The organism is Geodermatophilus sp. SYSU D00691, from assembly GCF_054050275.1.
Genome location: NZ_JBJGYZ010000011.1, coordinates 134,161 through 148,863, shown reverse-complemented (window position 1 = coordinate 148,863; position 14,703 = coordinate 134,161). Strand labels below are relative to the sequence as shown.

Sequence of the window (14,703 nt, the reverse complement as noted above, 5' to 3'; positions counted from 1 at the left end):
GGGTGGGGCGATCAAGTCGAGCTGGTACGGCGACTGCCTGCCCTCGCGGGACTTCCCGATGCTGGTCGACCTGTACCTGCAGGGCCGCTTCCCGCTCGACGACTTCGTCACCGAGACCATCGCGCTCAAGGACGTCGAGGCCGCGTTCGAGAAGATGCACTCCGGCGAGGTCCTGCGCTCGGTCGTGGTGTTCTGACGATGGCCGCGCGCATCGAGAAGGCCGTCGTCAGCGGGGTGTTCAGCCTCGACGGGCAGGACTTCGACGTCGACAACAACGTCTGGCTGGTCGGGGACGACGACGAGGTGCTCGTCATCGACGCCCCGCACGACGCCGCACCGATCGTCGAGGCCGTCGGCGGGCGGACGGTGACCGCGATCGTGCTCACCCACGGGCACAACGACCACATCACCGCCGCCCCGGCGCTGCGCGAGGCCACCGGCGCCCCGATCTGGTTCCACCCCGCCGACCGGATGCTCTGGGACATGGTCCACGCCGGCGTGGAGCCCGACGAGGCGCTCGGCGAGGGGACGGCGTTCCGGGTGGCCGGCACCACGCTGACGGCGCTGCACACCCCCGGCCACTCGCCCGGCAGCACCTGCCTGCACGCGCCCGACCTCACCGCCGTCTTCACCGGCGACACGCTGTTCCACGGCGGCCCCGGCGCGACCGGGCGCAGTTTCAGCGACCACCCCACGATCCTCAACTCGATCCGGGCCAAGCTGCTGACGCTGCACGGCGACACCGCCGTCCACACCGGGCACGGCGACGACACGACGATCACCGCCGAGCTGCGCACCGTCGGCTGATGTCCCGTCGAGCGACATGCACGTCAGTGGCCCTCACCCGAGCCGCGAGAGGGCCACTGGCGTGCAGCCGTCACCCGCCGGGCAGCACCCGCTGAGCCGGGTCACCGCCCTTCCGCGTCCGGGACCCCTTCCTCGGCCTCCTGCGCTCCCGGCGCCTCACCGCCCATGCGTTCGAGCCGCTGGCGGATCGCCGCGAGGTTGAGCGCGACGTCCTCGAGCGCCTCGACGGCGCGCGTCGCGAGCGCGAACGTGAGGTTCTCGCGCTGCTCCTGGGCGCTGGGCTCCCGGTGACGCTCTCGCGTGGAGGACTCGAGCGGGCGGCGGGTCACCTCCGCCCACGGCTCCTCACCGCTGCGCGGATCGTCGCCCCGCAACTCGCCGAACAACTCGCGCAGCATGCGGTGCGCCAGTTCGAGGAAGTCGTTCGGTTCGGGCCGGTCGGTCGCCATCGGTTTCTCCTCCCACCAGATGACCGGGGAACAACGCGCTCGCCGGTGCCGCGGTTCCCGGAACCGACAGGTCGGGTGCTCCCCGACACGTGCACCGATCCGCTCGGACACGCCAGCACAGTGGTCACGGTCACCTCACGGGGCACGGGCACCGTCGGGGGCGCCGGTACGGTAGGGGTGTGCCTCGCGGTGATGGACGGCTGACGCACGACCTCGATCCCCAGTCCCCCGGTCCCCAGGACGCCTGCGGCGTCTTCGGGGTCTGGGCGCCGGGGGAGGAGGTCGCCAAGCTGACCTACTTCGGTCTGTACGCCCTCCAGCACCGCGGTCAGGAGGCGGCGGGCATCGCGGTGTCCGACGGCTCCTCGGTCGTCGTCTACAAGGACCTCGGGCTGGTCAGCCAGGTCTTCGACGAGCCGACCCTGGGCAGCCTGAAGGGGCACATCGCCGTCGGCCACACCCGGTACTCGACCACCGGCGCCTCCACCTGGGAGAACGCGCAGCCGACCTTCCGGACGACGGAGGCCGGCACCGGTCTGGCGCTGTGCCACAACGGCAACCTGGTGAACACCGCGGAGCTGGCCGTGCAGGCCGCGGACGCCGGCGTGGCCGGCGTGTTCAGCGCCACCACCGACTCCGACCTGGTCACCTCGCTGATCGCCGCGCACCCCGACCTGTCGGTCGAGGAGGCGGCCATGCGCGTGCTGCCGCAGCTGCGCGGCGCGTTCAGCCTCACCTTCATGGACGAGGACACCCTGTACGCCGCCCGCGACCCGCAGGGCGTCCGTCCGCTGGTGCTCGGCCGGCTGGAGCGGGGCTGGGTGGTGGCCAGCGAGACGGCCGCGCTCGACATCGTGGGTGCCTCGGTGGTCCGCGAGGTGGAGCCCGGCGAGCTCATCGCCGTCGACGAGAACGGCCTGCGCAGCCAGCACTTCGCCGCGGCCGAGCCCAAGGGCTGCGTCTTCGAGTACGTGTACCTGGCCCGGCCGGACACCACCATCGGCGGCCGTGGCGTGCACGCCGCCCGGGTGGAGATCGGCCGGCGGCTGGCCAAGGAGCACCCGGCCGACGCCGACCTGGTCATCCCGGTGCCCGAGTCAGGGACACCGGCCGCGGTCGGCTACGCCGAGGCCAGCGGCATCCCGTACGGGCTCGGCCTGGTCAAGAACTCCTACGTCGGCCGCACGTTCATCCAGCCGTCGCAGACCATCCGGCAGCTGGGCATCCGGCTCAAGCTCAACCCGCTGCGCGACGTCATCCGCGGCAAGCGGCTGGTCGTCGTCGACGACTCGATCGTGCGCGGCAACACCCAGCGCGCGCTGATCCGCATGCTGCGCGAGGCGGGCGCCGTCGAGGTGCACGTCCGCATCTCCTCGCCGCCGGTCAAGTGGCCCTGCTTCTACGGCATCGACTTCGCCAGCCGGGCCGAGCTGATCGCCAACGGGCTCGACGTCGACGGCGTCCGGGCGTCGATCAACGCCGACTCGCTGGGCTACGTCTCCGAGCAGGGCCTCGTCGCCGCCACCGAGCAGCCGGCCAGCCGGCTCTGCACCGCCTGCTTCTCCGGCCGCTACCCGATCTCGCTGGGCGACAGCGGGGTCCTGGGCAAGCACGTGCTCGAGGGCCGCGGCCAGCTGCCGCTGCCCCTCGACGAGCGCCGGTCGGTCACCGGCTGGACCGGCCTGCAGGCCGGCAGCGCCACGGTGCCGGGCGGCGCCGAGGACGCCCTCAGCCGTCCATGACCGAGTTCACCTACGCGGCCTCCGGCGTCGACATCGACGCCGGAGAGCGGGCCGTGACGCTGATGCGCGCGGCGGTGGAGAAGACCAACCGGCCCGAGGTCGTGGGCGGGCTCGGCGGCTTCGCCGGCCTGTTCGCGCTCGACACGCAGAAGTACCGCGCACCGCTGCTGGCGTCGTCCACCGACGGCGTGGGCACGAAGATCGCGCTCGCCCGGCAGCTGGACCGGCACGACACGGTCGGCATCGACCTGGTCGCGATGGTCGTCGACGACCTCGTCGCCTGCGGCGCCGAGCCGCTGTTCCTGCAGGACTACGTCGCCTGCGGCCGCGTGGTCCCGGAGAGGATCGCGGCGATCGTCACCGGCATCGCCGCGGGCTGCACGCAGGCGGGGGCGGCGCTGGTGGGCGGCGAGACCGCCGAGCACGGCGACCTCATGGCCGCCGACGACTACGACCTCGCGGCGACCGCGGTGGGTGTGGTCGAGGCCGACGGCGTGCTCGGCCCCGAGCGGGTGCGCGAGGGCGACGCCGTCGTCGCGATGGCGTCGAGCGGCTTCCACTCCAACGGCTACTCGCTGGTGCGCAAGGTCGTCGCCACCGCCGGCCTGGACCTCGCCGCGACGCACGGCCTGGACCGCCCGCTCGGCGACGTGCTGCTCGAGCCGACCCGCATCTACGCCCGTGACTGCCTGGCGCTGGTCGAGGAGCTCGGCGTCGAGGGCGTGCACGCCTTCGCGCACATCACCGGTGGCGGGCTGGCCGGCAACACCGCCCGCGTCGTCCCCGCGGGGCTGGCGGCCGTGCTCGACCGCGGCACGTGGGCGCTGCCGCCGGCCGTGCGCCTGCTGGAGGAGCACGGCGTGCCGCGGGCGGAGTCGGAGCGCGCGTTCAACTGCGGCGTCGGCATGGTCGCCGTCGTCCGCGCCGCCGACGGCGACCGCGCCGTGACCTCGCTCACCGGTCGCGGCGTGCCGGCCTGGGTCGCCGGCGCCGTCGAGCGCCGCGACGAGGCCACCCACCTGGTCGGCAGCTACCGCTAGCGACCCCACACGACGACACCGCGCACCCCGGAGGGCGGCGGTGTCGTGGTGGTCACGCGGCGCAGACGCCGACGATCAGCGGCTGGCCGCCCAGTCGTCGTCCTCGTCGTCCTCGGTGGCCCAACGGTCGGCGTACTCGTCGTCGTCCTCGTCGTCGTCGGTCGTGGCCCGGTGCGCCGGGTACGTCGACGGCTGACCTGCGAGCTCTCGCTGGAGAGCGGAGAGGTCGGTGTTCGGTGAGCTGTACTTGAGCTCACGGGCCACGCGTGTCTGCTTGGCCTTCGCTCGGCCGCGCCCCATCGGCTCGACCCCCTCGTTACGGAGTACGGGAGCCCAGCCAGCGGCTGGAACGGCCCGCTTGGCGACCCCGACTGAGTGACTGTGTCTGGACCGAGCTTACGACACGGATGCGTCGGGAGCACGGGTCCTCCCCCTCGGACGGAGGAAGAGGCGATGGACCTCACTCGGCGGACGTCCGCGGCCCGGTGTGGTCGGATGGACGGCGTGACGACGGAGGACTCCCGAACCGCGGACCGGCGGCGCTCCACCACCCGTGCCCTCGCCGCGGTCGGTGCGGCCTGGGGCGCGTCGCTGCTGGTCCGGCCAGGAACCGTGGTCGACGCCGTGGCGCCGGAGTTCCCCGCCTCGCGACGGTGGGTGGTGCGCGCCCTGGGCGCGCGGTTGGTGCTGCAGCACGTCGCGGTGCTGGCGGCGCCCACCCGTGGCACGGTCCGGGCCGCCGCCGCCGTCGAGGCCGTGCACGCGGCGAGCATGCTCGCCTTCGTGCGCTCCCCGCGCTACGGCCGGGCCGCCGCGCTCAGCGCCGGGCTGGCGGCGCTCTACGCGGCGGCGGCGCCGGCCGTCGCCCCTCGCGCCTAGGGCAGCCGGATCGTCGCCAGGCGGCCCACCGAGCGCATCCGCTCCTCGGCCAGCCGGTCGGCGGCGACGGCGGGGGACACGCCCTGCTCGTCGGCGGTCCGGAAGACCCGGAGGGCGACGTCGAAGATGCCGCTGGCCTTGGCCTGGGCCCGGGCGAACGAGAAGCCGTGGCGCTCGTCCTCCACCTGGATGACGCCGCCGGCGTTCACCAGGTAGTCGGGGGCGTAGAGGATCCCGCGCTCGACCAGCCGGTCGGCGATCCCCGGCGTGGCCAGCTGGTTGTTGGCGCCGCCGCAGACGATCTGCGCGGGCAGCACGTCGACGGTCGCGTCGTCGAGGGCGCCGCCGAGGGCGTTGGGCGAGTAGACGTCGTGGGCGGTGCGCACCAGCGTCGCCGTGTCGGGGACCGACTTCACCTGCGGGAACCGCGCCTGCACCCGCTCCACCGCGGCCGGGTCGACGTCGGTGACGAGGACGTCGGCGCCGTCCTCGACCAGGTGGCCCACCAGGTGGGAGCCGACCTTGCCGGCACCGGCCACGGCGACGGTGCGCCCGGCCAGCGAGGGGTCGCCCCAGCGGTGCTGCGCGGCGGCGCGCATGCCGAGGTAGACGCCGTACGCGGTGAGCACCGACGAGTCGCCGCAGCCGCCGTAGGCCTCCGAGCGGCCGTGCGCGAACCGGGTCTCGCGGGCCACCACGTCGAGGTCGGCGTTGTAGGTGCCGACGTCGCAGGCGGTCAGGTAGCGCCCGCCGAGCGCCTCGACGAACCGGCCGTACGCCCGCAGCAGCGCCTCGGTCTTGTCGGTGCGCGGATCGCCGATGATGACGGCCTTGCCGCCGCCGAGGTCGAGGCCGGCGAGGCTGTTCTTGTAGGCCATCGCCGTCGACAGCGCGAGGACGTCGGCGAGCGCCGCCTCCTCGCTCGGGTAGGGGTAGAAGCGCGTGCCGCCGAGCGCCGGACCGAGCGCCGTCGAGTAGACCGCGATGATCGCCCGCAGGCCCGAGGCGGGGTCGGAGCAGAACACGACCTGCTCGTGGCCTGAGCCGAGAACGTCCACGCACCGAGCGTAGAAGGACCGCCTGCCTCCCATCACTCGCAGGCTCGCGATGGGACCCTGCAGGGGGCCGCTCCGTCGCGGAAAGGGCATGATCTCCAGGCCGGGACGGCGGCGGAGGTGACGTCGGCCCGTGGATCGGAGGTAGGCACGATGGCCCGACGCAGGCGTCTGCTCGCGCTCACCCTGGCCGCACCGCTGGTGCTCGCCGCCTGCTCGGCCGACGGCGGTGGTGGCGACGGGGGTGGGGACGAGGGCGGCTCGAGCGACCTCGGCTTCGCCGTCATCACCCACGGCTCGGCCGGCGACGCCTTCTGGGACGTCGTCCAGAAGGGCGCCGAGCAGGCGGGGGAGGACCTCGGGGTCGGCGTCGACTACCAGAGCGACGGCGACCCGCAGCGCCAGTCCCAGCTCATCGACGCGGCGGTCAACCAGGACGTCGACGGCATCGTCGTCTCGATGGCCAACCCCGATGCGCTGCAGGACTCGATCGAGGCCGCCGTCGACGCCGGCATCCCGGTGGTCACGATCAACTCCGGCGGTGACCGCTCCGCCGAGTTCGGCGCGATCGGCCACGTCGGCCAGGACGAGACGATCGCCGGCCAGGGCGCCGGTCAGCGGCTGGCCGAGGACGGCGCGACCACGGTCCTCTGCGTCCTGCACGAGGCCGGCAACATCGGCCTGGAGCAGCGCTGCGACGGCGCCTCGCAGGGCCTCGGCTCGGAGGTCACCCCGCTGCAGGTGGACATCAACGACCTGCAGGGCGCGCAGTCCACGATCACCTCGGAGCTGCAGAGCAACCCCGACGTCGACGCCGTCCTCACGCTGAACTCCGCCGTGGCCGCCGTGGCCGTGGCCGCCATCGGCGACGCCGGGTCGCAGGCGTCGGTAGCCACCTTCGACCTCAACCAGGACGTCATCACCGGCATCCAGGACGGCACGATCTCCTTCGCCGTGGACCAGCAGCAGTACGAGCAGGGCTACCTGCCGATCGTGATGCTCAAGCTCTACGCGGAGAACCTGAACACCGTCGGCGGCGGGCAGCCGGTGCTCACCGGCCCGGGCATCGTGGACGCCGACAACGTCGACGCGATCGCCGACCTGGCCTCGGAGGGCACCCGCTGAGCACCTCGGCGGAGGCCCCCGCGGCGCAGCGGGCCGACGAGCGGCTGGCCGCCGTCGGCCCGCTGCGCAAGCTGCTGGTCAAGCCGGAGCTCGGCGCGCTGATCGGCGCCGTGCTGGTCTTCACCTTCTTCGCCGCGCAGTCGTCGGTGTTCCGCTCGGTGGCCGGGGTGGCCAACTGGCTGGACCCCGCGTCGACGCTCGGCATCATGGCCGTCGCGGTCGCGCTGCTGATGATCGGCGGCCACTTCGACCTCTCGGCCGGCGTCCTCACCGGCACGACGGCGCTGACGGTCGGCATCGTCGCGGTCGAGTTCGAGCAGAACATCTGGGTGGCCATCGCGGTCGCGCTGGTCGTGGCACTGGCGATCGGCTTCCTCAACGGCTGGCTGGTCACCCGCACCGGCCTGCCCAGCTTCATCATCACGCTGGGCAGCTTCCTGATGCTGCAGGGCCTGAACCTCGGCCTGACCAAGTTCTTCACCGGCACGGTCACCGCCTCGGGCATCGGCAGCGCCGCCGGCTACGGCTCGGCGGAGGCCGTCTTCGCCTCGCGGGTGACGTTCGTCGGCTCGGAGTTCCGCATCGCGATCCTGTGGTGGCTGGTCTTCACCGCGGTGGCCACCTGGGTGCTGCTGCGCACGCGGTTCGGCAACTGGGTGTTCGCCACCGGCGGCGACGAGGTCGCCGCGCGCAACGTCGGCGTCCCCGCCCGGCGGACGACCATCACGCTGTTCATGACGACGGCGTTCGCCGCCTGGTTCGTCGGGACGACGCTGGCCGTCCGGCTGACCTCGGTGCAGGCCAACACCGGCATCGGCAACGAGCTCATCTACATCGTGGCGGCGGTCATCGGCGGCTGCCTGCTCACCGGCGGCTTCGGCTCGGCGGTCGGCGCCTCGCTGGGTGCGCTGATCTTCGGCATGACCCAGCTGGGGATCGTCTACCTGCGCTGGGACGCCGACTGGTTCTACTTCTTCCTCGGCGCGATGCTGCTGCTCGCCGTCCTGGCCAACCGGCTGGTGCGCCGCTACGCCGAGGCGGCCCGGCGGTGACCGGCGGACCCCCGCTGGTCGAGCTGCGCGACGTCGGCAAGCGGTTCGGCAACGTGATCGCCCTCGACGGCATCACCACGAGCGTGCGGGCCGGCGAGGTGACCTGCGTGCTCGGCGACAACGGCGCGGGGAAGTCGACGCTGATCAAGATCCTGTCGGGCGTGCACCGGCCCGACTCGGGGGAGCTGCTGCTCGACGGGACGCCGGTGGAGTGGACGGCGCCGCGGGAGGCCCTCGACGCCGGCATCGCCACCGTCTACCAGGACCTGGCGATGATCCCGCTGATGGCGGTCTGGCGGAACTTCTTCCTCGGCCACGAGCCCACCCGCGGGTGGGGACCGTTCCGGCGGTTCGACTCGGCCGAGGCCCGCCGCGTGACCCGGCAGGCGCTGGGCGAGATGGGCATCGACATCCGCGACCCCGACCAGCCCGTGGGCACGCTCTCCGGCGGCGAGCGGCAGTCGGTGGCGATCGCCCGGGCGGTGCACTTCGGCGCGCGGGTGCTGATCCTCGACGAGCCTACGTCGGCCCTCGGCGTCCGGCAGGCCGGTGTCGTGCTGCGCTACATCGCCCAGGCCCGCGACCGCGGCGTCGGCGTCGTCTTCATCACCCACAACCCGCACCACGCGTTCCCGGTGGGCGACCGGTTCCTGCTGCTCGGCCGCGGCCGCAGCCTGGGCGACTTCGCGAAGGGCGAGATCACCCAGGAGGAGGTCACCCGGCTCATGGCCGGCGGGGCGGAGCTCGAGGAGCTGGCGCACGAGCTGGAGCGCCCGCCCCGCAGCTGAGAGCGCCTCCTCGTGCTTGATCGCGACAAGGCAAGCGCGCTTGATCGCGATCAAGCACGCGTGCTTGTTCGCGACGAAGCACCGGCTGCTGTCCGACTCGTGCCGAGAAGTCGCTCAAGCACGATTCGTTATCCGCCGATGGCTCCCGTAACGGTTGGGCGCCAGCGTGTCCCACGCGCCGCGTGTTGCACACGCGACACGGGGTGATCGGGGGACGGTTCCGGGGCTCAACTTCCCTCTTCCCCAGGGAGCCTTGCCATGGTGCAGCGCCTCGGTGCGCTCCGGACCGCGCTGGTCGGCGCGCTGACCGGTGCCGTCCTCCTCGCGTCCGCGGGGACGGCGGTCGCCGTGCCCGCGCCCCCGCCCAACCCCTCCGACAGCCAGATCAGCGACGCGGCCGTGCAGCAGCAGGCCGCCGCCGCGGAGGTGGGCCGGATCGCCGCGGAGGTGGCCGCGGCCGAGGGCGAGCTCGAGCGCTACGCCGTCCAGGCCGAGGCGGCCGGCGCCGCCTACGAGGCCGCCGTCGAGGCCCTGCAGATCGCGCAGGCGGAGGCCGAGCGCACCGCCGCCGAGCTCGCGGTCGCCGAGCAGGCGGTCGCGGCCGCGGAGAGCCGGATCGCCGACTTCTCCCGCAACAGCTACATCGACGGGCACACGCTGAGCAGCGCGGCGGTCCTGCTCGACTCCGCCGGCCCGGCCGAGCTCGTCCAGCGCGCGGCGATGCTCGAGTGGGTCGCCGACAACCAGCTCGACGCCCTCGAGGTGCTGCAGGCCGCCCGCATCCAGCAGGCCAACGCCGAGTCCCTCGCCCGCGCGACGCGCGACCAGGTGGCCGCCGCCGAGCAGCAGGCGGAGGCCGCCAAGGCCACCGCCGACGCCCAGCTGGCCGCCCAGCAGTCCGCCTACGACCAGATCGCCGCCCAGAAGGCGGTCCTGGAGCAGCAGCTGCAGGCCGCGCAGATCCACCTGCTCGAGCTGCAGGGCGCGCGCAACGCCTACGACCAGTGGGTCGCGCAGAAGGCGGCCGAGGAGGCCGCCGCCCGGGCCGCGCAGCAGCAGGCCGCCCAGCAGGCGGCGAACCAGACGCCCAGCGACTCGGACTACGTGCTGCCCGCCGCCGGGCGCACCTCCAGCTGCTTCGGAGCCCGCTGGGGCACCCAGCACAACGGCATGGACATCGCCGCCCCGATCGGCACCCCGATCTACGCGGCCACCTCCGGCGTGGTGCAGCGGGCCGGCTCGGCCACCGGCTTCGGCCTGGCCGTCTACATCCTCGGCGACGACGGCGCCGTCACCGTGTACGGCCACGTCAACCGCTACTTCGTCCGCGCGGGCGAACGCGTCTCCGCCGGCGAGCAGATCGCCGAGGTCGGCAACCGCGGCCAGTCCACCGGGCCGCACCTGCACTTCGAGGTGCACCCGAACGGCGCCATGTACAGCGGCGCGGTCAACCCGGCGCCCTGGCTGCGGGCCCGCGGCGTCGCGATCAGCGGCTGCTGAGACGACCGCGGCCCGCCCCCTCGCGGGGGAGGGAACGGGCCGCGGGTGTCGAGCGGGAGGTCAGCTGGTCGGGGAGGCGGTGTCGCCGGTCGAGATGCCGCACTGGTCGGACAGGTAGGTCTCGACGTTGGTCGACGCCGTGGTCAGCTGGCTCTCGAGCTGGGCGGCGGTCTGCGAGAACGCGGTCGCCTGCTCGGGGTCGCTGAAGTCGGTCGTGTTGTAGGCGGTGCCCAGCTGCTCGATGGCGTCGGCGAGCGCGGTCCAGTCGCCGGCGATCTCGCCGGGCGCCTCGATGGCGCGCATCTGCTGGGCGGCCGAGGTGAGCAGGTCACCGATCGCGGTCGGGTCCTCGGTGTTGAGGTCGGCGCCCTGGATCTGCTCGAGGAACGAGCCCGCCTGCTGGCAGAACTCGCTGTCGGCCTCCGGGGCCTCGCTGCTGCTCTCCGCGGCGCTGGAGCTGGTGGTCTCGGACGAGCTGGACGAGGCGGCGGAGTCCTCGCTGTCGCCCCCGCCGCACGCGGTCAGGAGCGCGACGGCGGCGGCTCCGACGAGCGCGGTGCGGCACAGGGTCAGGGTTCGGCGCATGCGGGCAGGCTAGCCGCCGGTCGGACGACCCAGACCGCGCACGGCTAGCGTGCGCGGCGTGGAACCCCCGTCCGACCCACGAGCCACATGGGCCCTGCCCGCACCGGGGGCCATGCCCCGCACGGCCGACCTGGAGCCGCTGGTCACGCGGGTGCTGGCGCCCAACCCGTCGGGGATGACCCTGGACGGCACCAACACCTACGTCGTCGGGGCGCCCGGCAGCGGGCAGGCGGTGCTGGTCGACCCCGGCCCCGACGACCCGGCGCACCTGGCCTCCGTCGAGGCGGCGCTCGCCGCGCGCGACGCCCGCTGCGTCGCCGTCCTCGTCACCCACCACCACGGCGACCACGCCGAGGCCGCCCTGCCGTGGGGCCGGCACTTCGGCGCGCCGGTGGCGGCGGGCAGCCCCGACGTCGCCGGGCCCGGTGGGCGGGTGCTGACGGCGGGGGAGCGGCTGGCCCTGGCCGGCACCATCCTCGGCGTCGTCCCGACCCCCGGGCACACCGCCGACCACCTGGCCTTCCGCCTCGAGTCGGGCGCCGTGCTGGTCGGCGACCACGTGCTGGGCCGCGGCACGTCGGTGGTCACCCACCCCGAGGGGGACGTCGTCGCGTACCTCGAGTCGCTGCGGCGGGTCCACGACCTCGGGCCCAGCGCCCTCTACTGCGGGCACGGGCCGGAGCTGACCGAGGACCCCGGCGCGGTGCTGGACTTCTACTTCGCCCACCGGCGCTACCGCGAGGAGCAGATCGTCGCCGCCCTCGCCGGCCGGCCGCGCACCGTCGACGAGCTCGTCGAGACCATCTACGCCGCCTACCCGCGCGGCGTGTGGCCGGCCGCCGCGCAGTCGACCCGGGCCGCGCTGGGCAAGCTCCGGTCCGAGGGTCGGGTCGAGGACGCCGGCGGCGGGGCGGTCCGCCTGGCATGACCGTCGTCGTGACGGCGGCGGAGAGCCTGCGCGACCAGCGCCGGGCCGCGGCCGCGCTGGCCGCCGCGGGGCTGCTGCCCGGCGACCGGCTGCTGGTGGGCGCGGCCGCGTCGCCCGCCCTGCTCGCCGTGGTGCTGGGCGCGCTGCGCACCGGCGTGGTCCCGGTCGTGCTGGACCCGGGCCTGCCGGCCGCCGAGCGCGCGGCGCTGGCCGAGGACGCCGACGCCGCGCTCGACGTCGGCGACGCCCCCGAGCGGCTGCTCGGCGCCGACGAGGCCGACCTGGCCGCCGTCCCCCTGGCGCGGCCGATGCACTACACCTCCGGCACCACCGGCCGGCGCAAGGGCGTGTGGTCGGGGGTGCTGGCCGAGGGCGACGCCCGCGCGCTGGCCACCGAGGAGACCGACCTCTGGGGCTTCGACGCCGCCGACCGGCACCTGGTGCTCAGCCCGCTGCACCACTCCGCCCCGCTCCGTTTCGCCACGCACACCCTGCTGGCCGGTGGCGACGTCGTCCTGCCCGGGCCGTTCGACGCCGGCCGCGCCGCGCGCGCGGTCGAGGAGCACCGGCCCACCACCGTCTTCTGCGTGCCGACCCACCTGCAGCGGCTGCTCGCGCTGCAGGTCCCCTGGTCGTCGTTCCGGCTCGTGGCGCACGCCGGCGCGCCCTGCCCCGAGCCGGTCAAGCGGGCGCTGCTGGCCGTGGCGCCGCGCGGCAGCGTCACCGAGTTCTACGGCTCCACCGAGGCCCAGTTCACCGTCTGCCCGGCCGACCTCTGGCTCGCGGCGCCCGGCACGGTCGGCCGGGCCCGCCCCGGCCGGGCGCTGCGCGCCGACGAGCGCGGCCAGCTGTGGTGCCGGGTCCCCCGGTGGGCGCGCTTCGAGTACTGGCGGGCGCCGGGGAAGACCGCCGCCGCCTGGCGTGGCGACGAGGTCACCGTGGGCGACCTCGGCCGGGTCGACGACGACGGCCTGGTCTGGCTCGACGGCCGCCGCGAGGACCTCGTCATCTCCGGCGGCGTCAACGTCTACCCGGCCGAGGTCGAGGCGGTGCTCGACGCGCACCCCGGCGTCGTCGAGAGCGCGGTCGTCGGGGTGCCCGACGAGCAGTGGGGGCAGCGGGTGGTCGCCGCCTACGTCGGGGACGCCGATCCCGACGAGCTGCGCGCCTGGGCGCGGGAGCGGCTGGCCCCGGCGAAGCGGCCCAAGGAGCTGCACCCGGTCACCGAGCTGCCGCGCACGTCGAGCGGGAAGGTGCGCCGGCTCGACCTGCCGGAGCGGCTGGGCCTGTGACCGGCGACTGGGACGTCGTGGTCGTGGGCGCCGGCTCGGCGGGCTGCCCCTTCGCCGCGCGGCTGGCCGATGCGGGCCGCCGGGTGCTGCTCCTCGAGGCGGGGCCCGCCGACGCCCCCGACGTCCGGGACGCGTCGACGCTGCGCGCCGCGGCGCCGGGCCACCCCGCCAACCGGCAGGTCACCGCCGTCCTCACCCCGGAGCGGACCGTCCGCGTGCCGCGCGGCCGGGTTGTCGGCGGGTCCAGCGCGGTCAACGGCGGCTACTTCGTGCGGGCGCCGCGCGCCGACCTCGACGGCTGGGCCGCGGCCGGCAACGAGCTGTGGTCGGCCGACGCCGTCCTGCCCGCCTTCCGCCGGCTGGAGGCCGACGCGGACTTCGGCGACCGACCGGGCCACGGCGCCGACGGGCCCGTGCCGGTGCGCCGGCCGGCGCCCGTCCCGCTCGCCGACGCCTTCGCCGCCGCGGCCGACGAGCTCGGGTTTCCCGTCGAGCCGGACAAGAACGCCGACGCCGAGCCCGGGTACGGGCCGATCCCCGTGAACGTCGCCGACGGCGTCCGGGTGAGCGCCGCGCTGGCCTACCTGGCGCCGCGGCGAGACCACCCTCGGCTCACGGTGCGCGCCGGGGTGGCGGTGCGCGGCGTCGTCGTCGAGCGCGGGCGGGCGGTCGGCGTGCGCACCGACGACGGCGTGGTGCGGGCCGCCGAGGTGGTGCTCAGCGCCGGCGCCGTCGCCACGCCGCACCTGCTGCTCCTGTCGGGCATCGGCCCGGCCGACGACCTGCGGCGGGCCGGCCTGCCCGTCGTCGCCGACCTGCCCGGCGTGGGCACCGGCGGCTCCGACCACCCGGACGTCTACCTGCCCTGGACGCCGTCCCGACCCGTCCCGGCCGCGGCGCCGCTGCACGGCGCGCTGAACACCGGCGACCTGGAGCTGCAGCCGTGGCTCGCGTCGTTCGCGGCGGCGGGCCTCGACCCCGCGGCGGGCGACCTCGTCGTCCGGGTGGCGCTGCAGCGCCCGGAGAGCCGCGGCCGGCTCCGGCTCGACCCGCGCGACCCCGCGGCCGATCCCGTCGTCGAGCAGCGCTACCTCGCCGCCGAGGCCGACCGCCGCCGGCTGCGGGACGGCGTGCGGCTGGCCGCCGAGCTGCTGCGGACGGCGGCGCTCGCCCCCCTCCTCGCCGCGCGCGGCGGGCCCGACGACGCGGCGCTCGCCGACGACGCGGCGCTGGACCGGTGGATCCGCGCGTCGCTCGGCTCGGCGGTGCACCTGTGCGGCACCGCGCGGATGGGCCCGGAGGGCGATCCCGGCGCGGTGGTCGACCAGCGCCTGCGCGTCCGCGGCGTCGAGGGCCTCCGGGTCGTGGACACGTCGGTGCTGCCCGGGGTGCCCGCCCGCGGGCCGGCGGCCACGGCGGTCGCGGTGGGGGAGCGCGCGGCCGAGCTGGTCACCGGCTGAC

General features: G+C 75.0%; 15 protein-coding genes and 1 pseudogene. 12 read left to right on the top strand and 4 right to left on the bottom strand.

The annotated features are described in order from the left end of the window. A pseudogene (locus ACI797_RS10990) lies at positions 1–196 on the top strand (S-(hydroxymethyl)mycothiol dehydrogenase); the annotation flags it as partial. A 2-nt stretch (positions 197–198) separates the two neighbouring features. Beyond that, positions 199–807, top strand: a complete 609-nt coding sequence (locus ACI797_RS10985; RefSeq protein ID WP_456858633.1) for an MBL fold metallo-hydrolase — start codon at positions 199–201, stop codon at positions 805–807. A 101-nt stretch (positions 808–908) separates the two neighbouring features. Here ACI797_RS10985 and ACI797_RS10980 read toward each other — a convergent pair whose 3' ends face one another. Further along, the gene (locus ACI797_RS10980; protein ID WP_456858632.1) at positions 909–1,256 is read right to left on the bottom strand and encodes a hypothetical protein; all 348 of its coding nucleotides are present in this window, start codon (positions 1,254–1,256) and stop codon (positions 909–911) included. A gap of 179 nt (positions 1,257–1,435) precedes the next feature. On the opposite strand from ACI797_RS10980, the gene purF reads away from it, so the two are divergent. Then, positions 1,436–2,998 (top strand): amidophosphoribosyltransferase, encoded by a 1,563-nt coding sequence (purF, locus tag ACI797_RS10975; protein ID WP_456858631.1) that lies wholly within the window; start codon positions 1,436–1,438, stop codon positions 2,996–2,998. Then, positions 2,995–4,038, top strand: a complete 1,044-nt coding sequence (gene purM, locus ACI797_RS10970; RefSeq protein WP_456858630.1) for a phosphoribosylformylglycinamidine cyclo-ligase — start codon at positions 2,995–2,997, stop codon at positions 4,036–4,038. Before purF ends, purM begins: the two co-directional genes overlap by 4 nt. A 75-nt stretch (positions 4,039–4,113) precedes the next feature. On the opposite strand, the gene ACI797_RS10965 is transcribed toward purM, so the two are convergent. Continuing rightward, positions 4,114–4,338, bottom strand: coding sequence for a DUF3073 domain-containing protein (locus tag ACI797_RS10965; RefSeq protein ID WP_456858629.1), 225 nt, complete (start codon positions 4,336–4,338; stop codon positions 4,114–4,116). Between the two features lie 204 nt (positions 4,339–4,542). On the opposite strand from ACI797_RS10965, the gene ACI797_RS10960 reads away from it, so the two are divergent. Beyond that, positions 4,543–4,917 (top strand): hypothetical protein, encoded by a 375-nt coding sequence (locus tag ACI797_RS10960; RefSeq protein WP_456858628.1) that lies wholly within the window; start codon positions 4,543–4,545, stop codon positions 4,915–4,917. Here ACI797_RS10960 and ACI797_RS10955 read toward each other — a convergent pair. Then, positions 4,914–5,975, bottom strand: coding sequence for a Glu/Leu/Phe/Val family dehydrogenase (locus ACI797_RS10955; RefSeq protein ID WP_456858627.1), 1,062 nt, complete (start codon positions 5,973–5,975; stop codon positions 4,914–4,916). The genes ACI797_RS10960 and ACI797_RS10955 overlap by 4 nt on opposite strands. A 150-nt stretch (positions 5,976–6,125) precedes the next feature. On the opposite strand from ACI797_RS10955, the gene ACI797_RS10950 reads away from it, so the two are divergent. The 4 genes from ACI797_RS10950 (at position 6,126) to ACI797_RS10935 (ending at position 10,437) form a co-directional block, all read left to right on the top strand. Further along, positions 6,126–7,097, top strand: a complete 972-nt coding sequence (locus ACI797_RS10950) for a sugar ABC transporter substrate-binding protein (RefSeq protein WP_456858626.1) — start codon at positions 6,126–6,128, stop codon at positions 7,095–7,097. Positions 7,098–7,207: 110 nt separating this feature from the next. Further along, positions 7,208–8,149 (top strand): ABC transporter permease, encoded by a 942-nt coding sequence (locus ACI797_RS10945; protein ID WP_456858625.1) that lies wholly within the window; start codon positions 7,208–7,210, stop codon positions 8,147–8,149. Further along, positions 8,146–8,937 (top strand): ATP-binding cassette domain-containing protein, encoded by a 792-nt coding sequence (locus ACI797_RS10940; protein WP_456858624.1) that lies wholly within the window; start codon positions 8,146–8,148, stop codon positions 8,935–8,937. The genes ACI797_RS10945 and ACI797_RS10940 overlap by 4 nt, the downstream gene beginning before the upstream one ends. Before the next feature lie 258 nt (positions 8,938–9,195). After that, entirely contained in the window at positions 9,196–10,437 is a 1,242-nt protein-coding gene (locus ACI797_RS10935; protein WP_456858623.1) for a M23 family metallopeptidase, read from the top strand. 60 nt (positions 10,438–10,497) lie between these two features. On the opposite strand, the gene ACI797_RS10930 is transcribed toward ACI797_RS10935, so the two are convergent. After that, positions 10,498–11,022: a hypothetical protein gene (locus ACI797_RS10930; RefSeq protein WP_456858622.1), complete on the bottom strand. Its 525-nt coding sequence runs from the start codon at positions 11,020–11,022 to the stop codon at positions 10,498–10,500. 58 nt (positions 11,023–11,080) lie between these two features. Here ACI797_RS10930 and ACI797_RS10925 point away from each other — a divergent pair, with 58 nt between their 5' ends. The 3 genes from ACI797_RS10925 to mftG are packed head-to-tail and all read left to right on the top strand — an operon-like array spanning position 11,081 to position 14,702. Further along, positions 11,081–11,950 carry an MBL fold metallo-hydrolase gene (locus tag ACI797_RS10925; protein WP_456858621.1) on the top strand — a complete coding sequence of 290 codons (870 nt, stop codon included), beginning with the start codon at positions 11,081–11,083 and terminating at the stop codon, positions 11,948–11,950. Continuing rightward, entirely contained in the window at positions 11,947–13,242 is a 1,296-nt protein-coding gene (locus ACI797_RS10920; RefSeq protein WP_456858620.1) for a class I adenylate-forming enzyme family protein, read from the top strand. Before ACI797_RS10925 ends, ACI797_RS10920 begins: the two co-directional genes overlap by 4 nt. Beyond that, the gene (gene mftG / locus ACI797_RS10915; protein ID WP_456858619.1) at positions 13,239–14,702 is read left to right on the top strand and encodes a mycofactocin dehydrogenase MftG; all 1,464 of its coding nucleotides are present in this window, start codon (positions 13,239–13,241) and stop codon (positions 14,700–14,702) included. The genes ACI797_RS10920 and mftG overlap by 4 nt, the downstream gene beginning before the upstream one ends. Position 14,703 lies beyond the last annotated feature (1 nt).